The sequence below is a fragment of the Pseudomonas fluorescens genome (assembly GCF_902497775.2).
GTDB lineage: Bacteria > Pseudomonadota > Gammaproteobacteria > Pseudomonadales > Pseudomonadaceae > Aquipseudomonas > Aquipseudomonas putida_F.
The window spans coordinates 452,622-473,451 of record NZ_OZ024668.1 but is presented as its reverse complement, the minus strand read 5'-3'; the positions used below and the strand labels follow the sequence as shown (position 1 = coordinate 473,451).

Annotated in this window: 19 protein-coding genes and 1 other RNA gene; 4 read left to right on the top strand and 16 right to left on the bottom strand. The window is 63.2% G+C overall.

Annotated elements, in window-relative coordinates; genetic code table 11:
- Window positions 1-5: 5 nt before the first annotated feature.
- The 16 genes from ftsA to rsmI form a co-directional block, all read right to left on the bottom strand.
- Complete coding sequence (gene ftsA, locus F8N82_RS02325) at window positions 6-1,265, bottom strand: cell division protein FtsA (protein ID WP_010220793.1); 1,260 nt, start codon at window positions 1,263-1,265, stop codon at window positions 6-8.
- A gap of 15 nt (window positions 1,266-1,280) precedes the next feature.
- Window positions 1,281-2,150 carry a cell division protein FtsQ/DivIB gene (locus F8N82_RS02320; RefSeq protein ID WP_038998876.1) on the bottom strand — a complete coding sequence of 290 codons (870 nt, stop codon included), beginning with the start codon at window positions 2,148-2,150 and terminating at the stop codon, window positions 1,281-1,283.
- A gap of 4 nt (window positions 2,151-2,154) precedes the next feature.
- Complete coding sequence (locus F8N82_RS02315; RefSeq protein WP_038998875.1) at window positions 2,155-3,114, bottom strand: D-alanine--D-alanine ligase; 960 nt, start codon at window positions 3,112-3,114, stop codon at window positions 2,155-2,157.
- Window positions 3,111-4,565 carry a UDP-N-acetylmuramate--L-alanine ligase gene (gene murC, locus F8N82_RS02310; RefSeq protein WP_038998874.1) on the bottom strand — a complete coding sequence of 485 codons (1,455 nt, stop codon included), beginning with the start codon at window positions 4,563-4,565 and terminating at the stop codon, window positions 3,111-3,113. Before murC ends, F8N82_RS02315 begins: the two co-directional genes overlap by 4 nt.
- Window positions 4,558-5,637 carry an undecaprenyldiphospho-muramoylpentapeptide beta-N-acetylglucosaminyltransferase gene (murG, locus tag F8N82_RS02305; RefSeq protein ID WP_038998872.1) on the bottom strand — a complete coding sequence of 360 codons (1,080 nt, stop codon included), beginning with the start codon at window positions 5,635-5,637 and terminating at the stop codon, window positions 4,558-4,560. Before murG ends, murC begins: the two co-directional genes overlap by 8 nt.
- Window positions 5,627-6,841, bottom strand: coding sequence for a putative lipid II flippase FtsW (ftsW, locus tag F8N82_RS02300; RefSeq protein WP_038998870.1), 1,215 nt, complete (start codon window positions 6,839-6,841; stop codon window positions 5,627-5,629). The genes murG and ftsW overlap by 11 nt, the downstream gene beginning before the upstream one ends.
- Window positions 6,838-8,184 carry a UDP-N-acetylmuramoyl-L-alanine--D-glutamate ligase gene (murD, locus tag F8N82_RS02295; protein WP_038998869.1) on the bottom strand — a complete coding sequence of 449 codons (1,347 nt, stop codon included), beginning with the start codon at window positions 8,182-8,184 and terminating at the stop codon, window positions 6,838-6,840. Before murD ends, ftsW begins: the two co-directional genes overlap by 4 nt.
- 6 nt (window positions 8,185-8,190) lie before the next feature.
- On the bottom strand, window positions 8,191-9,273 hold the full coding sequence (gene mraY / locus F8N82_RS02290) for a phospho-N-acetylmuramoyl-pentapeptide-transferase (RefSeq protein ID WP_038998867.1): 1,083 nt from the start codon (window positions 9,271-9,273) through the stop codon (window positions 8,191-8,193).
- Window positions 9,273-10,643, bottom strand: coding sequence for a UDP-N-acetylmuramoyl-tripeptide--D-alanyl-D-alanine ligase (locus tag F8N82_RS02285; RefSeq protein ID WP_038998866.1), 1,371 nt, complete (start codon window positions 10,641-10,643; stop codon window positions 9,273-9,275). Before F8N82_RS02285 ends, mraY begins: the two co-directional genes overlap by 1 nt.
- A complete protein-coding gene (locus F8N82_RS02280) occupies window positions 10,636-12,099 on the bottom strand; it encodes a UDP-N-acetylmuramoyl-L-alanyl-D-glutamate--2,6-diaminopimelate ligase (RefSeq protein WP_038998865.1) in 1,464 nt (487 codons plus the stop codon). Before F8N82_RS02280 ends, F8N82_RS02285 begins: the two co-directional genes overlap by 8 nt.
- Window positions 12,099-13,832, bottom strand: a complete 1,734-nt coding sequence (locus F8N82_RS02275) for a peptidoglycan D,D-transpeptidase FtsI family protein (RefSeq protein WP_162195931.1) — start codon at window positions 13,830-13,832, stop codon at window positions 12,099-12,101. Before F8N82_RS02275 ends, F8N82_RS02280 begins: the two co-directional genes overlap by 1 nt.
- Window positions 13,832-14,125, bottom strand: coding sequence for a cell division protein FtsL (gene ftsL, locus F8N82_RS02270; RefSeq protein ID WP_028943284.1), 294 nt, complete (start codon window positions 14,123-14,125; stop codon window positions 13,832-13,834). The genes F8N82_RS02275 and ftsL overlap by 1 nt, the downstream gene beginning before the upstream one ends.
- Window positions 14,122-15,069, bottom strand: a complete 948-nt coding sequence (gene rsmH / locus F8N82_RS02265; protein ID WP_038998863.1) for a 16S rRNA (cytosine(1402)-N(4))-methyltransferase RsmH — start codon at window positions 15,067-15,069, stop codon at window positions 14,122-14,124. Before rsmH ends, ftsL begins: the two co-directional genes overlap by 4 nt.
- Window positions 15,066-15,521: a division/cell wall cluster transcriptional repressor MraZ gene (gene mraZ, locus F8N82_RS02260; RefSeq protein ID WP_010220775.1), complete on the bottom strand. Its 456-nt coding sequence runs from the start codon at window positions 15,519-15,521 to the stop codon at window positions 15,066-15,068. Before mraZ ends, rsmH begins: the two co-directional genes overlap by 4 nt.
- Window positions 15,522-15,831: 310 nt before the next feature.
- Window positions 15,832-16,191, bottom strand: an RNA gene (gene rnpB / locus F8N82_RS02255) — RNase P RNA component class A.
- Window positions 16,192-16,258: 67 nt separating this feature from the next.
- Window positions 16,259-17,134: a 16S rRNA (cytidine(1402)-2'-O)-methyltransferase gene (rsmI, locus tag F8N82_RS02250; RefSeq protein ID WP_038998862.1), complete on the bottom strand. Its 876-nt coding sequence runs from the start codon at window positions 17,132-17,134 to the stop codon at window positions 16,259-16,261.
- A 186-nt stretch (window positions 17,135-17,320) separates the two neighbouring features.
- Here rsmI and F8N82_RS02245 point away from each other — a divergent pair, with 186 nt between their 5' ends.
- The 4 genes from F8N82_RS02245 (at window position 17,321) to F8N82_RS02230 (ending at window position 20,815) form a co-directional block, all read left to right on the top strand.
- Window positions 17,321-19,141, top strand: coding sequence for a penicillin-binding protein activator (locus tag F8N82_RS02245; protein ID WP_038998861.1), 1,821 nt, complete (start codon window positions 17,321-17,323; stop codon window positions 19,139-19,141).
- A complete protein-coding gene (locus tag F8N82_RS02240; protein ID WP_038998860.1) occupies window positions 19,141-19,512 on the top strand; it encodes a YraN family protein in 372 nt (123 codons plus the stop codon). The genes F8N82_RS02245 and F8N82_RS02240 overlap by 1 nt, the downstream gene beginning before the upstream one ends.
- A gap of 134 nt (window positions 19,513-19,646) precedes the next feature.
- A complete protein-coding gene (locus F8N82_RS02235; protein ID WP_026001179.1) occupies window positions 19,647-20,240 on the top strand; it encodes a phosphoheptose isomerase in 594 nt (197 codons plus the stop codon).
- Window positions 20,237-20,815, top strand: a complete 579-nt coding sequence (locus tag F8N82_RS02230) for a BON domain-containing protein (protein ID WP_038998859.1) — start codon at window positions 20,237-20,239, stop codon at window positions 20,813-20,815. The genes F8N82_RS02235 and F8N82_RS02230 overlap by 4 nt, the downstream gene beginning before the upstream one ends.
- Window positions 20,816-20,830: the final 15 nt, after the last annotated feature.

The following is a 20,830-nucleotide window of genomic DNA, read 5'->3' as shown; positions in this document are numbered from 1 at the left end:
AAACTTTAAAAGTTGCCCTGGACCCAACGTTTGAAGCGTTCAAACGCTGGAGCCTTCGGTTCATCGCCATAGCCGTTGTTGCTGCTGCTGATACCGGTCAGGGTCAAACCGTCGGACTGCTTCTGCAGGCCGTAGGTCAAAAGGCCCACACCGGTGGAATAGATCGGGTTGCGCACCACATCGCTAAGGCCGCGAACACTGTGCGGCACGCCCAGGCGTACCGGCATGTGGAAGATTTCCTCGGCAAGTTCTACCGCGCCTTCCATTTTCGAGGTACCGCCGGTCAGGACGATGCCCGCCGGTACCAGGTCTTCGTAGCCGCTGCGACGCAGTTCGGCCTGGATCAGGGTGAAGAGTTCGTCGTAACGCGGCTCGACCACTTCGGCCAGGGCCTGGCGCGACAGTTCGCGCGGCGGACGGTCGCCGACGCTCGGCACCTTGATGGTTTCACCGGCACCGGCCAGTTTGGCCAGGGCGCAGGCGTAACGGATCTTGATCTCTTCGGCGTACTGGGTTGGCGTACGCAGGGCCATGGCGATGTCGTTGGTCACCTGGTCGCCGGCAATCGGGATCACAGCGGTGTGGCGGATCGCGCCTTCGGTGAAGATGGCGATGTCGGTGGTGCCGCCGCCGATGTCGACCAGGCACACGCCCAGCTCTTTCTCGTCATCGGTCAGCACCGAGTAGGCCGAGGCCAGCTGCTCGAGAATGATGTCGTCGATTTCCAGACCGCAGCGGCGTACGCACTTCTCGATGTTCTGCGCGGCATTGACGGCGCAGGTGACCACGTGGACCTTGGCTTCCAGACGCACGCCGGACATGCCCAGCGGCTCGCGCACACCTTCCTGGTTGTCGATCACGTAGTCCTGCGGCAGGGTGTGCAGGACCCGTTGGTCGGCAGGAATGGCCACGGCCTGGGCGGCGTCGAGCACGCGCTCAAGGTCGGCCGCGCTGACTTCACGGTCGCGGATGGCGACGATGCCGTGGGAGTTCAGGCTGCGGATGTGATTGCCGGCGACACCGACGAATGCCGAGTGAATCCGGCAGCCAGCCATCAGTTGGGCCTCTTCGACCGCACGCTGGATCGACTGTACGGTGGACTCGATATTGACCACCACGCCCTTCTTCAGCCCGCGCGATGGGTGAGTGCCGATACCGACGATTTCCAGGGTGCCGTCGGCGGCGACTTCACCCACCAGTGCCACGACCTTGGAGGTGCCGATATCCAGCCCGACGATCATTTTGCCGCTATGCGCATTTGCCATGGGTCCTGCCTCTCTCTAATTCTTCGCAACGGCGGGTTGGGCCGTCGTCGGTGCATTCGGTTCCCGCCAGCCAACGGCCAGGCCATTGGCATAACGCAGGTCGATGCGGGCGATGTTCGTGATCTGTTCTTTGAGTGTCTTGTCGTAAATGGCAATGAAGCGGCGCATCTTTTCCACCAGATGATCGCGTCCCAGCAGCAGTTCGATACCTGGCCCGGCGCTTCCGGCACCGGTGGTCAGGAACCAGCTGCCGCGCTCGCGCAACTCCAGCCGGGCGATCGAAAAGCCCATCGGCCGCAACATCTGGCTCAGGACCTGATATTGCTGCATTACTTTTTGCTGCGCCCGCTGCGGCCCGAACAGCTGCGGCAGGTGCTCGTAGTTGGCCAGTTCACGCGGGGTGAAGGCCTGGCCCTGGTTATTGAGCAAGGCTTCGTCACCCCAGCGCGCGACTGGCAACTGTTCTTCCAGGCGGATCACCACTTCATCCGGCCATACCCGGCGCACTTCGGCGTGGGCGATCCAGGGCATCTGCTCCAGTTCCGCACGCATGCTCGCCAGGTCGACGGTGAAGAAGCTTGCCGCCACGTACGGTGCGATCCGCTGCTGCACCGCCTGCTGGCTGATGTAGCTCAGGTCACCCTGCACGGCGATCTTGGTGATCGGCCGGTCGGCGTACGGCATCAGGCGCTGGGCACCCTCGTAGGCGCCGAAGCCTGCGACAACCAGCAACACTGGCCAGAGCAGGCGTTTGAACACGCTGAAGTTGGCCTTGGGCAGGCGCGCCGACAGTGGCTCCTTGGCCACCATCCGGCTGGCACCACGCGGCACCGGCTTGTTACGGCCGGGGGCGGGTTGCTGATGACGTAACATCGCGCCTTGCATGGGCTTAACCTCGCGCCTCTACGCTGGCCGCCAGGATCGCCAGCACCAACTGCTGGAAGTCCAGACCGGCCGCGCGTGCCGCCATGGGGACCAGGCTGTGATCAGTCATGCCTGGTGCGGTGTTGACCTCAAGCAGCCAGAAACGCCCCTGCTCGTCCTGCATCACGTCCAGCCGGCCCCAGCCAGCAATGCCGATGGCGTCGCAAGCACGTGCGGTCAGGTCGATCAGCTCTTGTTCCTTGGCCGCGTCCAGGCCGCACGGGATGCGGTACTGGGTATCGTTGGCAATGTACTTGGCGTCGTAGTCGTAGAACGTATGCGGGGTGCCCAGGGCAATCGGTGGCAACACCTGGCCACGCAGGGTCGCGACGGTGAACTCAGGACCGTGAATCCATTGTTCGACCAACACTTGCGAATCGTAGGTAGCGGCGTCCTTCCAGGCGGCGATCAATTCGTCGACACCGTTCACTTTCGCCATACCGATACTGGAACCTTCATGGGCCGGTTTGACGATCAAAGGGAAGCCCAGTTCCGCACCTGCAGAAATACAGTCGGCTTCGCAGGTCAGCACGGCGTGACGCGGGGTCGGAATGCCCAGGCTGTGCCAGACCTGTTTGGTCCGCAGCTTGTCCATTGCCAGCGCCGAAGCGAGGATGCCGCTGCCGGTATAAGGGATGCCCAGGCACTCCAGAAGGCCCTGCATGCTGCCGTCTTCACCGCCACGACCGTGGAGGATGATGAAGGCGCGATCGATCTTCTCGTTCAGCAGGCGCTGCAGCAGGTCGTCAGCGACATCGATGGCGACTACGTCGACACCGGCGCGGGTCAATGCTTCGATGACCGCGGCGCCGGACTTGAGCGAAACCTCGCGCTCGGCGCTCTTGCCGCCGTAAAGCACGGCGACGCGGCCGAAGGCTTTCGGGTCGATGGTCGAGTGCAGCGTGGCGTATGCGTTATCAGTCATTTCGACTTCCCCTGACTGGCAACTGCACCAGCGAACAACGGACTCTTGAGTAATTGCGGGGCCAGGCCACCGATGTCACCGGCGCCCTGGCACAGCAGGATGTCGCCAGCGCGCAGCAGTGGCTTGACCAGCGGCGCCAGCTCGATGCCGCGCTCGATGTAGATCGGGTCGAGCTGGCCGCGCTGGCGGATGCTGTGGCACAGCTGACGGCTGTCGGCACCGGGGATCGGCTCTTCACCGGCCGGGTAGACTTCCATCAGCAGCAGTACGTTGGCATCGGCCAGGACCTGGACGAAATCGTCGTAGAGGTCACGGGTGCGGCTGTAACGGTGCGGCTGGTAAACCATCACTAGGCGCCGCTCAGGCCAGCCACCGCGCACGGCCTTGATCACCGCCGCGACTTCGGTCGGGTGGTGGCCGTAGTCGTCGACCAGCATCACGCTGCCGCCGTCCACCGGCAGTTCGCCGTAGACCTGGAAGCGCCGCCCTACCCCCTGGAACCCCGAGAGGCCCTGGACGATGGCTTCATCGCTGATGCCTTCGTCGGTGGCAATGGCGATGGTCGCCAGGGCGTTGAGCACGTTGTGGTTGCCCGGCATGTTGACCGACACGTCCAACGGCTCGCGATCGCGGCGCAGCACGGTGAAGTGGGTCTGCATGCCCGACTGGCGGACATTGATCGCACGCACGTCGGCTTCTTCGCTGAAACCGTAGGTCACCGCCGGACGCTTGACCTGCGGGAGGATCTCGCGCACTACCGGGTCGTCCAGGCACATCACCGCCAGCCCGTAGAACGGCAGGTTGTGCAGGAACTCGACGAAGGTTTTCTTCAGCTTGTTGAAGTCGCCTTCATAGGTCGCCATGTGGTCGGCGTCGATATTGGTGACAACGGCCACCAGCGGCTGCAGGTGCAGGAAGCTGGCGTCGCTTTCATCGGCTTCGGCGATCAGGTAGCGGCTGGTGCCGAGCTGGGCATTGGTGCCGGCTGCATTGAGGCGGCCACCGATGACGAAGGTCGGATCCAGGCCACCGGCGGCGAACACCGAGGCCAGCAGGCTGGTGGTGGTGGTCTTGCCATGGGTACCGGCAACGGCGATGCCGTGGCGGTAGCGCATCAGCTCGGCGAGCATCTCGGCCCGCGGCACCACCGGAATGCGCCGCTCAAGAGCGGTGGCGACTTCCGGGTTGGCGGTGTTGATGGCGCTCGACACCACCAGCACATCGGCGCTGGCAGCGTTCTCGGCACGGTGACCGATGAAGATCTGCGCACCGAAGGATTCCAGACGTTCGGTGACCGGCGAGGTCTTGAGGTCGGAGCCCGACACCTGGTAACCCAGGTTCAGCAGCACTTCGGCAATACCGCACATGCCCACGCCGCCGATACCGACGAAGTGGATACGACGGATACGGCGCATTTCCGGTTGTGGAATGGCTTTCTGACTTTCAACCATGGGCCACCTCCAGACAGATATCGACCACGGTGCGGGTGGCAGCGGGCTTGGCCAGGCGCCGGGCAGTGGCGGCCATGGTGGTGAGTTTTTCCGGTTGCATCAGCACCTCGTTCAGGCGTTCAGCGAGTTGCGCTGCGCCAGTTGTCGCTTGTGGCATCAGGAAGGCAGCGCCTTCACGGGCCAGATAATGGGCGTTGTGGGTCTGGTGGTCGTCGATGGCATGAGGCAAGGGCACCAGCATCGAGGGCAAGCCGGCCGCAGCCAGCTCGCTGACAGTCAGCGCACCCGCGCGGCAGACCACCAGATCAGCCCAGCCATAGGCATGGGCCATGTCCTTGATGAACGGCTCTACCTGAGCCTCGACACCGGCCTGGCGATAACGCTCGGCGGTAATCTGGTCGTGCTGCTTGCCAGCCTGGTGGAATACCTCGGGACGAATCTCCTGAGGCACCTGGGCCAGGGCCTGGGGCAGCAGCTTGTTCAGCGGTTCGGCACCCAGGCTTCCGCCGAGTACCAGCAAACGAGGCTTGCGCGCGCCCAGGGGCTCGCGCAGGGTTTCCATGAACAGTTCGCTGCGCACCGGGTTACCGGTGGTGCGCAGTTTGTCCGACGCCGCGAAGGTGTCGGGGAAAGCTTCGCAGACTCGGCCAGCCAAGGGCACCAGCAGCCGATTGGCGGTACCGGCACGGGCGTTCTGCTCGTGAATCACCACCGGCACGCCGCACAGCCGGGCAGCGACGCCGCCGGGGCCGGTCACGTAGCCACCGAAGCCGACCACACACACCGGCTTGAGCTGACGGATGATCCGCCGCGCCTGCAGCACAGCCTTGACCAGGGTGAACGGTGCCTTGAGCAGCGACAGCTTGCCCTTGCCACGCAGGCCGGTGACCTGGATCAAGTGCAACTGCAGGCCAGCCTGGGGCACCAGTTCGTTCTCGATACCGCGAGGGGTGCCCAGCCAGTGCACGCTGTATCCGCGCGCCTGGAATTCACGGGCGCAGGCCAGCGCCGGGAACACGTGGCCCCCGGTGCCGCCCGCCATGATCAATACGTTCTTGCCGTTAGCGGCCATGATTCGGCTCCTCGGCAAAATCGCTTTCATCGAATTCGTGTTCTTCACTGCCCAGGTGCGTACGGCTCTCCCATTCGATGCGTAGCAGCAAGCCGACGCAGGCGCAGCAGATCACCAGGGAGCTACCGCCGTAACTGAGGAACGGCAGGGTCAGGCCCTTGGTCGGCAGCAGGCCGACGTTCACACCGATGTTGATCAAGAACTGACCGATCCACAGGAACGCCAGGCCGAAGGCCATGTAGGCGGCAAAGAACTGCTTGGCTTTTTCCGCCCACAGGCCGATGTACAGCGCGCGCACGGTGACGAACACGAACAGCGCCACGGTGACCAGCGAACCGACCACACCCAGTTCTTCGGCCAGTACCGAAAAAACGAAGTCGGTGTGCGCTTCGGGCAGGTAGAACTGCTTCTGCACGCTGTTGCCCAGGCCAACCCCCAGCCACTCGCCGCGACCGAAGGCGATCAGCGCCTGGGTCAACTGGTAGCCGGAGCCGAACTGATCCGACCAGGGGTCGGTAAAGGTGATCAGACGCGCCATCCGGTACGGCTGGGCCTGAACCAGGATGAACACCGCCGCCACCGCCAACACCACCATCAGGCTGAAGCGGAACAGGCCGACGCCGCCGAGGAACAGCATCGCCGCCGCCGCGCCCATCATCACCACCGTGGCACCGAAGTCCGGCTCCATCAGCAGCAGGCCGGCCATCGGCAACAGGACGATGAAAGGCTTGAAGAAGCCCATCCAGCTTTCGCGCACTTCCTGCTGGCGACGCACCAGGTAGCCGGCCAGATAGATGACCACAAAGACCTTGGCGATTTCCGAGGGCTGGACGTTGAAGAAGCTGAAGCCGATCCAGCGCATCGAACCGTTTACCTCACGGCCAATGCCCGGCACCAGCACCAGCACCAGCAGCGCGAAGGCGCCAACCAGCATGGTGAAGCCCATCTTCTGCCAGGTGGCGATCGGCACCATCATGGTGACGATGCAGGCAAAGATGCCGATAGCCACGTACACCAGGTGGCGAAACATGTGATACAGCGGGTTGCCCGATTGCACTGCGGCCACTTCCGAGGACGCCGAGGTGATCATCACCAGGCCAAGGCCCAGCAGCGCCAGGCAACCGGCGAGCAAGGCGAAATCGAGGTCGATGCCGCGGCCGCTGATCAGCGGCGATGGATAAGGCTTGATGATGCCGAAGATCATGCCAGCCCTCCTACGGCCTGGGCGAACAGGCGCCCACGCTCTTCGAAGTTCTTGAACATGTCCAGGCTTGCGCAGGCCGGCGACAGCAGCACGGCATCGCCGGGCTGGGCCAGTTCGGCGCATTGCTGCACCGCGTCTTCGAGCGTTTTCACCCGGATCAGCGGCACGCTGTCACCCAGGGCTTCGGCCAAACGCTCAGCATCACGGCCCAGCAGCACGACGGCGCGGCAATTGGCCGCGACCGGTACACGCAGGGCGCTGAAGTCGGCACCTTTGCCATCGCCACCGGCGACCAGCACCAGCTTGCCTTCAATGTCTGCGCCCAGGCCCTCGATCGCCGCCAGGGCGGCACCGACGTTGGTCGCTTTGGAATCGTCGTACCAGTTCACGCCGTTACGCTCGCGGATCCACTGGCAACGGTGGGCAAGGCCGGCGAAGGTGCGCAGGCTTGAGAGCATGGCATCCATCGGCAGGCCGACTGCGTGACCCAGAGCCAGGGCGGCCAGGGCGTTGGATTGATTGTGCGCGCCGCGAACCTTCAGTTCGCGCACCGGCATCAGGTTCTGGAATTCGAACGCCAGGTACTTCTCGCCGTTCTCTTCACGCAGGCCGAAGGCCTTGAAGTCGGGAGCGTTCAGCCCGAAGGTCCACACCGGCTGACCTTCAGCCAGCAGCGGCCGGCTCAGGGCGTCCTGGCGGTTGACCACGACCTGGCGCGCACCACGGAAGATCCGGTGCTTGGCCAGGTGATAGGCCGGCAGGCCGCTGTAGCGGTCCATGTGGTCTTCGCTGACATTGAGCACGGTGGCCACTTCGGCGTTGAGCTGGTCGGTGGTTTCCAGCTGGAAGCTCGACAGTTCCATCACGTACAGCTCGACGTCATCGCTGAGCAGGTCCAGCGCCGGGGTACCGAGGTTGCCGCCGACCGCCACACGCTTGCCCGCCGCATCGGCCATTTCGCCGACCAGGGTGGTGACGGTGCTTTTCGCGTTGGAACCGCTGATGGCAATGATCGGCGCCTTGGCATTGCGGGCGAACAGTTCGATATCGCCCGACAGCTTCACGCCACGGGCAGCAGCCTGCTGCAGGGCCGGGGTGGCCAGGGCCAGGCCGGGGCTGACGTACAGCTCGTCGGCACGGCAGAGAAACTCTACGTCCAGCTCGCCACAGCGCACTTCCACCTGCGGGAAATCGCGGCGCAGGGTGTCCAGTTCCGGCGGGTTGTCACGGGTGTCGGCAACCGCAAAGGCAACGCCCCGGTTCGCCAGGAAGCGAACCAGGGACATGCCGCTCTTGCCGAGGCCGACAACGATGCGGAAGTGGTCAGAAGCGATCAAGGACACGCGTTTCTACCTCAGTTTCAGGGTGGCAAGGCCGATCAGCACCAGAATCACGGTGATAATCCAGAAGCGGACGATCACCCGAGGCTCGGGCCAACCCTTGAGTTCAAAGTGGTGGTGAATCGGCGCCATGCGGAATACGCGCTTGCCGGTCAGCTTGAAGGAAGCCACCTGGATCACCACCGACAGGGTCTCCATGACGAACACACCGCCCATGATGAACAGGACGATTTCCTGGCGCACGATCACGGCGATGGTGCCCAGTGCCGCGCCCAGTGCCAGGGCACCGACGTCGCCCATGAACACCTGGGCCGGATAGGTGTTGAACCACAAGAAGCCCAGGCCGGCACCGATCAGCGCGCCGCAGAACACGATCAGCTCACCGGCGCCCGGTACGTACGGGATCAGCAGGTATTCGGCGAATTTCACGTTACCCGACAGGTAGCAGAAGATGCCCAGGGCACCACCGACCATCACCGTTGGCATGATCGCCAGGCCGTCGAGGCCGTCAGTGAGGTTCACCGCGTTGCTCGAACCAACGATGACGAAGTAGGTCAGGACCACGAAGCCGATACCCAACGCAATGGTGACATCCTTGAGCATTGGCACGATCAGGGTGGTTTCGACGCTGGTCGGGGCGGTCATGTACAGGAAGATCGCCGCGCCCAGGCCAAACACCGACTGCCAGAAATACTTCCAGCGGCTCGGCAGGCCGCGCGAGTTCTTCTCGATCACCTTGCGGTAGTCATCGACCCAGCCGATGGCGCCGAACAGCAGGGTGACGATCAGCACCACCCAGACATAACGGTTGGTCAGGTCGGCCCACAGCAGGGTGCTGATGCCGATGGCGGACAGAATCAGCGCGCCACCCATGGTCGGGGTGCCGGATTTGGACAGGTGCGATTGCGGGCCGTCGTTACGGACCGCTTGACCGATCTGGCGAATCTGCAGGGTACGAATCATCCATGGGCCCAGCCACAGGGCCAGCGACAACGCGGTCAGTACACCCAGAATCCCACGCAGGGACAGGTACTGAAAGACCGCGAAGCCTTTGTAGAACTGTTGCAGATACTCAGCCAGCAGCAGCAGCATTAATGTTTCTCCCCGCTGGAACCGCACAAAGCCGCCACGACGTTCTCCATCGCAGCGCTGCGCGAACCCTTGATCAAAATAGTGGTGTTGGTGGCCTGCTCGGCGACGCGAACGGCGTCGATCAGGTCAGCTTGATTAGCGAAATGTCGGGCATTGGCGCCGAACGCTGCTACCGCGTGGGCCATGTTGGTGCCCACCGCATAGAGTGCCGAAACCTTGTCTTTGGCGTACTCGCCTACCTGCCGATGCCCTTCCTCAGCCCACTGGCCCAATTCGCCGATATCCCCGAGCACCAGGACGGTGCGGCCGGAAAAGCCGGCGAGTATATCAACGGCAGCGCACATGGAGGTGGGGTTTGCGTTGTAAGTGTCATCAATCACCCGCACACCGTTGGGCGCCATCTGCACCACAGTGCGGCCCTTGACCGGTTGCACGGCATTGAGGCCCTGGACGATACCGGCCAGCGTCAGACCAAAGGCATGCGCGGCGGCGGCAGCGGCCAGCGCATTGGCCACGTTGTGGGTGCCCAGCAGGTTGAGCTGGACCCGCGCCACGCCCAGCGGGCTATGCAGCTCGAACGACGGGCAACCGCGCTCGTCGTGGGCAATGCTGGCGGCGTGGAAATCGGCGTCGGCGTTGTGCAGGGCAAAGGTCAGCACCTGGCGATTGCCGGCGCGCTGTTTCCAGATGGCGAAGGCCTTGTCATCAAGGTTCAATACGGCCACGCCATCCTGACCCAGACCTTCGAGGATCTCGCCCTTGGCTTCGACAATCTTCTCTGGCCCACCGAACTCGCCGACATGAGCGGTTCCGGCATTGTTGATCAGCGCTACCTGCGGCTTGGTCAGGCCGACGGTGTAGGCGATTTCGCCGATACGCGAGGCGCCCAGCTCGATGACCGCCGCAGTGTGTTCCGGGGCCAGTTCGAGCAGGGTCAGCGGTGCGCCGAAATCGTTGTTGAGGTTGCCACGAGTGGCCAGCACCGGGCCACGGGTGCGCAGGATGCTGGCAAGCATTTCCTTGACCGTGGTCTTGCCGCTGGAGCCGGTAATGGCAGCGACCGGCTTGTCGAAGGCGGCGCGGTTCAGCGCGCCCAACTGGCCCAGGGCCAGACGGGTATCGGCAACCACCAGTTGCGCCAGGCTGCTGCCCGGCACTTCGCGCTGCACCAGGGCGGCGACCGCGCCTTTGGCAGCAACATCGTTCAAGTAATCGTGACCGTCAAAGCGCGGCCCGGCCAGGGCAACGAAAAGCTGCCCGGAAGTGATTGCACGGCTGTCGATGCTGACACCATTGAAGGTTGCATCCTGGCCCTGCAGGCGGCCGTTGAGCGGCGCAGTCAGCTGGCTGAGGGACAATGGCTTAAGCATGGGGAGCCTCCCACACGGCGAGGGCTTTCTCGGCTTCGACCAGGTCGGAGAAGTCGTGGCGCTCGCCGTTGATTTCCTGATAGTCCTCATGCCCCTTGCCGGCCAGGACGATGACATCGTCAACACCTGCGCTGGCAATCAACTGCGCGATGGCAGGGCCGCGACCGGCAACGAACTCGACCGCACCGCCCCGGGCAAAGCCTGGGCGGATATCGGCGAAGATCTGCTGCGGATCTTCAGTGCGCGGGTTGTCATCGGTGACCAGCACGCGGTCAGCCAGGCGCTCGGCCACTTCCGCCATCAGCGGGCGCTTGCCGCGATCGCGGTCGCCACCGCAGCCGAACAGGCACAGCAACTGGCCCTTGGCATGCGGGCGCAACGCTTGCAGCACCTGCTCCAGAGCATCGGGGGTGTGCGCGTAATCGACCACCACCAGCGGCTTGCTGCCGCCGCCCAGGCGCTGCATGCGCCCGACCGGGCCTTCCAGCGCCGGGGTGACCTTGAGAATCTCGTCCAGCGGGTAATCCAGGGCCAGCAAGGTGCCGACCGCTGCAAGCATGTTGCTCAGGTTGAAGCGCCCAAGCAGGCGGCTGCGCAGCGAGTGTTCACCCTGGGCAGTGACGATCACGGCGCGCACGCCATCATCATCGAAATGCGCTTCGCGGCAGTACAGCGAAGCGGACGGGTCCTTGAGGCTGTAGCTGATCAGGCGCGATTCGCCCTGCTCGACGGCCAGGCGCCGACCGAAGTCGTCATCGAGATTGACCACCCGGCAGCGCAGGTTCGGCCAGGCGAACAGACGCGCCTTGGCCTCTTCGTAGGCTTGCATGCTGCCGTGGTAATCGAGGTGATCACGGGACAGGTTGGTCATCACCGCGATGTCGAAAGCCAGGGCAGCGACCCGGCCCTGCTCCAGAGCATGGGAGGACACCTCCATGGCCACAGCTTTGGCCCCGGCCTTTTTCAGGTCGTTGAGAGTCGACTGCACGGCAATCGGGTCCGGCGTGGTCAGACGCCCGCTTTGCAGCTCGCCATAAAAGCCAGTGCCCAGCGTACCGATAAGGCCGCAGCGTTGGCCGAGCCGATCCAGGGCCTGGGCCAGCAATTGGGTAACGCTGGTCTTGCCGTTGGTACCGGTGACGCCAACCAGGTTCAGTTGGCGGCTCGGCTCGCCATAAAAACGCCCGGCGATATCCGACAGCTGGGCAATCAGGCCCTTTACCGGAATCAGCGGCGCTTCGGTAATCGGCAACACGGTAGCGCCTTCAGCCTCATAGGCCACGGCGGCGGCGCCGCGCTTGAGGGCATCGGCAATATGCTCGCGGCCATCGACCTTGGCACCCGGCACCGCCAGGAACAGGTCGCCCGGGCGCACGTTACGACTGTCCAGGGTCAGTTCGCGAATCGACGGATCGCGGCTGGCCTGGGTAAAAAGCTTGCTCAATGGCATTGTCATCAACCGCGTCCTCCCTTGGCCGGTGCAGCGTTAACCTGCTGCGGTGGTGTTGCCGGCGGCAGGTTGTCCGGCGGAATGTTCATCAGGCGCAAGGTGCCGGACATGACTTTGCTGAAGACCGGTGCCGACACCAGGCCGCCGAAGTAACCGCCCTTGCTGGGCTCATCGATGACCACCACCACGGCATAGCGCGGGTCGCTCATCGGCCCGAAGCCGGCGAACAGCGAACGGTACGAGTTTTCGGTGTAGCCCTTGGAGCCGATGGTGGCTTTACGCGCCGTACCCGACTTGCCGCCCACGTGGTAGAACGGCACCTGGGCGCGGAACACCCCGCGCGGCGCTTCGATGACCTGCTGGACCATGCCCTGGATGGTTTCGGCAACTTCCTTGGGCACTACCTGGGTGGATTCCGGCACCTTGTCGACCTTGAGAATGCTCAGCGGCACCATCTTGCCGTCGTTGGCCAGCGCCGCGTAGGCGTGCACCAATTGCAGCGCGGTGACCGACAGGCCGTAGCCATAGGACAGGGTCGCGGTCTCGGCCTTGCGCCATTCACGGTGGTTCGGCAGGTTGCCGACACGCTCGCCCGGGAAGCCCAGGCCGGTGTACTGACCCAGACCCAACTGGGACATCACCCGGTAGATCGATTCGCCACCGATATCGAAGGCGATCTTGCTCATGCCGACGTTACTGGAGTTGATCAGGATGCCGGTCAGGTCAAGGATCGGACCCTCGCTCCTGGACACGTCACGAATGGTGTAACGGCCCAGTTGCAGGGTGCCGGGATAGACCTCGACCTTGTCGGTCGGCTTCCAGCGCCCGCTCTGCAGGGCCGCGCTCATGGACAGTGGCTTGACCGTGGAGCCGGGCTCGAAGACGTCGATGATCGCCCGGTTACGCATGGCAGCCGGGAACATGCTGCGACGGTTGTTGGGGTTGTAGGTCGGCTGGTTGACCATGGCCAGCACTTCGCCGGTCTTGACGTCGAGGATCACCAGGCTGCCGGCCTTGGCTTCCTGCTCGGCGATGGCGTTACGCAATTCGCGAGTAGCCAGGTACTGAAGGCGCAGGTCGATCGACAACGCCAAGGTCTTTCCGGCCTTGGCGTTTTTGGTTACCTGGATGTCCTTGATCAGCCGGCCGCGCCGGTCCTTGATCACCTGTCGCTTGCCGGGCACGCCGGCCAGCCATTCATCGTAGGCCAGTTCCACCCCTTCGCGACCGTGGTCGTCGAGGTCGGTAAAGCCGACCATGTGCGCGGCGACATCGCCGGCCGGGTAGAAACGGCGAAATTCCTCGATGCCGTAGACACCGGGGACTTTAAGATCGAGCACCACCTGGCCCTGCTCCGGGGTCAGGCCGCGGACCAGGTAGATGAACTCCTTGCTGGCCTGTTGCTCAAGGCGCGCCGCCAGTTGTTGCGGGTTCTGCTTGAGGGCTGCGGCCAGGGCCGGCCAGCGGTCCTTGGCAGCCTGCATTTCTTTCGGGTTGGCCCACAGGGTGGTCACCGGCGTACTGACGGCCAACGGCTCGCCATTACGGTCAGTGATCAGCCCGCGGTGCGCAGGAATAGGAATATGCCGCAGGCTACGGGCATCGCCCTGGCCCTTGAGGAAGGCACGGTCGACCACCTGCAGGTCAATGATGCGCCAGGCAATCGCGCCGACCATCAGAGCCAGCAGGGCGATGACCACGCGGAACCGCCACGGGTAAAGTGCGCCTTCGAGTTTCATCATGGCGCCACCATCCGTACTTCGTCAGCGGCCGGAATGCGCATTTTCAGCTGTTCGCTGGCGAGGTTTTCGATACGGCTGTGGGCGGTCCAGGTGCTCTGCTCGAGAATCAGCCGGCCCCACTCGGCCTGGGCTTTGTCGCGCTCGCTGAGTTCACCGTACAGGGTGTTGAGCAACTGACGATTCCAGTGCGCGCTATAGGACACCGCTACCGAAGAAACGAGCACGGCAATGAACAGCAGAAGCATCAGGAAGCTTCCGCCTGGCAAAGGCTTGGCGAACAAGCGGCTCACCGCAGCTTCTCGGCAACGCGCATGACCGCGCTACGCGAACGAGGGTTGGCCTTGAGCTCGGCCTCGGAGGCGAACTGGGCCTTGCCGTGAACCTTGATCTTCGGTTCGAAATGCTTGTGCTGGACCGGCAGGTTGCGTGGCAGGTTGTCGGCCTCGCCCTTGACCAGCTTGCGCATGAACAGCTTGACGATGCGGTCTTCCAGAGAATGGAAACTGATCACCACCAGGCGCCCACCGACTTCCAGCGCCTCAAGCGCAGCATCGAGGCCAGCCTCAAGATCACCGAGTTCGTTGTTGACGTGAATGCGCAGGCCCTGGAAGGCACGGGTGGCCGGGTTCTTGCCCTTTTCCCAGGCGGGATTGGCAACCTTGAGCACTTCGGCAAGGTCGGCGGTGCGGGTGAACGGGGTTTCTTCACGGCGCAGCACTACGGCTCGGGCCATGCGTTTGGCAAAGCGCTCTTCGCCGTATTCCTTGAACACCCGGGCGATTTCTTCTTCGGGCGCGCTGGCGATGAACTCGGCAGCACTGACGCCGCGGCTCGGGTCCATGCGCATGTCCAGCGGGCCATCGTTGAGGAAGCTGAAGCCACGCTCAGGGTCGTCCAGCTGCGGCGACGACACGCCCAGGTCGAGCAGGATGCCGCTGACCTTGCCGGCCAGGCCGCGCTCGGCAACTTCGGCGCCCAGCTCGGCAAAACTGCGCTGCACAATGACAAAGCGGCCGTCTTCGGCCGCCAGCGCTTGCCCGGTGGCAATCGCTTGAGGATCTTTATCGAAACCCAACAGCCGGCCCTGCGGCCCGAGCTTGCTGAGGATCAGCCGGCTATGCCCGCCGCGGCCGAAGGTGCCATCCAGATAGCAGCCATCGGCGCGTACGGCGAGAGCCTCAACGGCTTCGTCAAGCAGTACGGTGATGTGGTTAAAGCCGCTATCTATAGTCACAGGATCAAATCACGCAGTTCATCAGGCATGGCGCCCGGTTGTTGGATAGCTGCAAGGTCGGCTGCCGAAACCGCGTTCCAGGCATCCTCGTCCCACAGCTGAAATTTGTTCAGTTGCCCCACCAGCATTGCCTTCTTGTCGAGCTTGGCGTACTCGCGCAAACGCGGTGGCACCAGGAAACGCCCACTGCCATCAAGCTCCAGATCCACCGCATTGCCGATCAGCAAACGCTGCAGGCGACGGTTCTCTTCACGCAATGACGGCAAGGCACGCAACTTGGCTTCAATCAGTTCCCACTCATCGAGCGGGTACACGCACAAACAGGGATCAACCGCATCGATGGTCACGATCAACTGCCCGGAACTACGCGAATCGAGCTCGTCACGGTACCGGCTCGGCATTGCGAGACGGCCCTTTGCGTCGAGGTTGATGGCGTTGGCTCCGCGGAACACGGCTGCGATTCCCCACAATGTTAGCGTTTTTGCGTCAGAAAACCCACTTCATGCCACTTTCTGCCACTTGCGCACACTATAGGAATCCGCCTACCACACCGTCAAGGCACGCTTATAAGGAAATCCCTTACAGATCGGAGATTTAGCGCACACAGAGAAGATAGAAAGGCAATTCGGAAGGGATTTTGACGAAAAAACTCAAACCCACTCAGACGGATAGCGAGCGAAGTTAAAGTAATTTATTAAGAGTAAGATTTTTTCGGTATTACGAAGACGCATCTGCTATCGATTCAAGCAGGAGGGGAGAAAGGTGGAGAGTCGATCTGTAAGCCGGGTTCTGTCGAGGACAGTCATTCCTCTACGACGGCCATCACTGGACGCCTTTAGCAACCTACCCGGTTCCAACGCGGGCCGCGCCATATGGAACCCTATTTGGTCTTGCTCCGAGTGGGGTTTACCTAGCCATGAACTGTTGCCAGTCATGCGGTGCGCTCTTACCGCACCTTTTCACCCTTACCGGCACCGAAGTGCTTAGGCGGTTATTTTCTGTGGCACTTTCCGTAGGCTCGCGCCCCCCAGGCATTACCTGGCACTCTGCCCTATGGAGCCCGGACTTTCCTCCCCCCTCTATTGCGGAACAATAGAAGGCAGCGACTGTCCAATCGACTCTCCGCCGCAAAGGTTAACGGTAGCGGGCGCCAAGAACAAGCGATAAAACCGATAATAGCACTATAACATCAGTGGGCTTTCTGTTTTTCCAGCGCCACCTGGTACAGCAGATTCTTGCGCACTCCAGTGATTTCCGCCGCCAGCGCTGCGGCGCGCTTGAGCGGCATCTCGGCCAAAAGCAGGTCGAGGATGCGCATCGCCTCGGTGCTTACCGCCTGCTCATCCTCCGGCGCGGTATAGCCCCCCACCAGCACCACGCACTCGCCACGCTGCTGATTGCTGTCGGCCTCGACGAATGCACGCAACTGCGCCAGCGGCAAGCCCTTGAGGGTCTCGAAAGTCTTGGTCAATTCTCGAGCCAGCAGCGCCGGACGCTCGCCACCGAACACCTCTTCCATATCCTGCAGGCATTCGAGAATCCGGTGCGGTGCTTCATAGAAGATCAGCGTGCGCGGCTCTTCCTTTACCTGACTCAGGCGCGCGCGCCGCCCTACAGCCTTGGCGGGCAGGAAGCCTTCGAAGATGAAACGGTCCGACGGCAGGCCGGCGGCCGACAGTGCCGCGATCAGGGCGCAGGCGCCCGGCACCGGCACCACCGCTATGCCAGCAGCACGGGCCTGGCGCACCAGGTGATAGCCAGGATCGGAAATCAGCGGCGTACCGGCATCGGAAATCAGCGCGACGTTGTCGCCGGCCAGCAAACGGGTGAGAAAGCGGCTGCCCTCATCACGTTCGTTGTGCTCGTGGCAGGCGGCCAGCGGGGTATTGATACCAAAGTGTTGCAACAGACGAATGGAGTGACGGGTGTCCTCGGCGGCGATCAGCGCCACGTCACCGAGCACTTTCAGTGCCCGGGCACTCATGTCATCCAGGTTGCCGATCGGCGTGGCCACCACGTAAAGCGTGCCCGAAGTGGATTGGGAAGCCCCTGGAACATCAGTCACTGCACACACCTGTCATCATGATCAAAGCGCCATTGTAGCCCGAGACTCGGCAACATTGGGCAATCAGGATTGCCGCAAACCGGCCTTCCAGCACCTATATTGAAGGATTAACGCCAGCAAGATCGCGCCCCGGCCAGCGCTTGGGTACAATTGCCAGTTAATTTGATCGAGTAACAGGACCCTTACATGATCGCTTGCCTGCGGCTGCTCACAGCCCTTTGCCTCGCCGCCCTGCTGGCAGCCTGCGCCAGCTCGCCCTCGTCGAGCCTCGGCGAACTGCCGCGCACACCGGATGCCAGCATCGAGCAACTGCTTGAACAGGCCACCACCAGCAAGACGCCGGAGCAAGCTGCACTGTTGCGCCTGAGCGCCGCCGACCTGGCCTACAAGCAAAAGGACAATGCCCGCGCTGCGCGCATCCTCGAACAGGTGCCGCTGGAGCAGCTCAAACCCGCCCAGCAGATCTTCGCCAGCACCCTGGCGGCGGAACTGGCCATGAGCCGCAACCAGCCCAAGCTGGCCCTGACCGCCCTGAGCCACCCAAGCCTGGCGCGCCTCAACGAGCTGCCGGACGATCAACAAATCCGCACCCGCAGCGTGCACGCCGCCGTGCTCGAAGCCAACGGCCAGCCCCTGGCTGCCGCCCAGGAGCGCGCGCAACTGACGCCGCTGCTCAAGGGCGATGCCGCCAACGCCAACAATGACGCGATCTGGAACCTGGTTGCCGCCACCCCGCGTGACCAGTTGAAAAACCTCAGCACCGGCACCGACACCATGGCCGGCTGGGCCAGCCTGGCCCTGGCGGTCAAAGGCGCCGGCACGGTCGAGCAGCAACAAGCCGCCATCGACGCCTGGCGCGCCCAGCACGCCGATCACCCGGCCGCTGCGCAATTGCCGCCCTCGCTGATCAAACTGATGGAACTGACCAGCCAGCCGCTGACCAAGATTGCCCTGCTGCTGCCACAGGAAGGCCAACTGGCCGGTGTTGCCCGCGCCCTGCGTGACGGCTTCATGGCCGCGCACTTCCAGGCCCAGCAAGCCGGGCAGAAACCGCCGACCATCGAAATCTTCGACAGCTCGCGACTGACTTCGCTGGACGACTTCTACCGCCAGGCCCAGGCCTCGGGCGTGCAACTGGTGGTTGGCCCGCTGGAAAAACCACTGGTTAGAAAACTCGCCGCCTACCCGCAACTGCCCATCACCACCCTCGCCCTGAACTACAGCGACGCTGGCCAGAAAGGCCCGGAGCAGCTGTATCAGTTTGGCCTCGCCGCCGAAGACGAAGCCCGCGAAGTATCCCGCCGCGCCCGCGCCGACGGCATGGTTCGCGCAGTAGCCCTGGTGCCGAAAGGCGAATGGGGCGACCGCGTACTCAAAGCCTTCCGCCAGGACTGGGAAGCCAACGGTGGCAGCCTGCTGGCCGCCCAGCACATCGATCAGCCTGTGGCCCTGGCCCAGCAGATCGCCGAGCTGTTCCAACTGCGCCAGAGCGAAGGCCGCGCCAAGAGCCTGCAAAACACCGTGGGCGGCGCCGTATCGGCCCAGCCGTCGCGCCGCCAGGACATCGACTTCATCTTCCTTGCCGCCACCCCGCAGCAAGGCCAGCAGATCAAGCCGACCCTGAACTTCCAGTACGCCGGCGACGTTCCGGTGTACGCCACCTCGCACGTGTACAGCGCCAGCGGCGACGTCAACCAGTACAACGACCTCACCGGCGTGCGCTTCTGCGATACCCCGTGGCTGCTCGACAGCGGCAACCCGCTGCGCCAGCAGGTGGAGCGTCAGTGGCCACAAGCTGCCGGCAGCCTCGGCCGCCTGTACGCCATGGGCATCGACGCTTTCAGCCTGGCACCGCGCCTGGGCCAACTGCGCGCACTGCCTGAAAACCGCATCGACGGTTTGTCCGGCAGCCTGAGCATGAACGAAAACCAGCGCATCGAGCGGCAACTGCCCTGGGCCGAGTTCTCTGGCGGCCAGGTCAAACGCCTGCCCGACACCCCACGCTGATGCCCGACAGTTCGCGCCAACAGGCCGGCAAGGCCGCCGAACGGCAAGCCCTTGAATACCTTCAGGGGCAAGGCCTGCGGCTGTTGGCGCAGAACTGGCGATGCAAACGCGGCGAGCTTGATCTGGTCATGCTCGACAGCGATACAGTAGTATTCGTCGAAGTACGCTACCGGCTGCACGCGGACTTTGGCGGTGCGCTCGCCAGTATCGACGGGCGCAAGCAGGACAAACTGGTGCTAGCCGCCGAGTCTTTTCTGCAAAAGGAAACACGCTGGGCCAATCACCCCTGCCGTTTCGATGTCATCGCCTTGCAAGGCAGAGGTCATTCGGGCCCACCGCTGGACTGGCTGAAAAATGCCTTCGAGTGCTGAACCCGGCAACCCCCTGCCCCATTACCCCTACAACTTTTTTGCTCTTTGCTTCACGGGCTGCACAGTCATGTGCCGGGACCTTTTTTGTATACTCCCGACGCGCCCGGCCAGCCGCCCTACTTAAGGTCACACTGATGGACATGCAATCCCGAATTCGCCAGCTTTTTCAGGCCAGCATCAACACCAAGCAACAGGCGATGGAAGTCCTTGCACCACACATCGAGCAAGCCAGTCAGGTCATGGTCAATGCGCTGCTCAACGAGGGCAAGATGCTTGCCTGCGGCAACGGCGGCTCAGCCGGCGATGCCCAGCACTTCTCTTCCGAACTGCTCAACCGCTTCGAGCGTGAACGCCCGAGCCTGCCGGCCATCGCCCTGACCACCGACAGCTCGACCATCACCTCGATCGCCAACGACTACAGCTACAACGAAATCTTCTCCAAGCAGATCCGCGCCCTGGGCCAACCCGGCGACGTGTTGCTGGCAATTTCGACCAGCGGTAACTCAGCGAACATTATTCAGGCGATCCAGGCCGCACATGATCGCGAAATGATTGTCGTAGCTCTGACCGGACGCGATGGCGGCGGCATGGCCTCGCTGCTGCTGCCTGAAGACGTCGAGATTCGCGTACCGGCCAACGTCACCGCACGTATCCAGGAAGTCCACCTGCTGGCGATCCATTGCCTCTGCGACCTGATCGACAGCCAATTGTTCGGGAGTGAAGAATGACCCCTAACCGCCTCGGCCTGATGGCCCTGACCCTGTGCCTGAGCCTCACCGGTTGCAGCTCGGTGCTCACCGCCACCCGCGACAAGCCGATCGAGGACGACCGCGGCACCCGCACCTTCGGCAGCAAGATCGATGACTCGCTGATCGAAACCAAGGTATCGGTGAACGTCGCCAAGGCCAGCCCTGACCTGGACAAGAACTCGCACATCGTCGTCAGCAGCTTCAATGGCATCGTCCTGCTCGCCGGGCAAACCCCGCGCGCCGACCTCAAGGGTCTGGCCGAACAGGCCGCCAGCCAGGTCCAGCGAGTGAAGAAGGTGCACAACGAGCTGCAGGTGCTGCCACCCTCCTCGATCCTGGCACGCAACAACGACGCGTGGCTGACTACCAAGATCAAGACCCAGATGCTCACCGACAGCAACATCCCCGGTTCGCGCATCAAGGTGATCACCGAGAACGGCATCGTCTACATGCTCGGCCTGCTGACCCAACAGGAAGCCTCCCGCGCCACCAACCTGGTGCAGGGCGTGTCGGGCGTGCAGAAGATCGTCAAACTCTTCGAATACATCGACTGATAAACCTATCGCGGG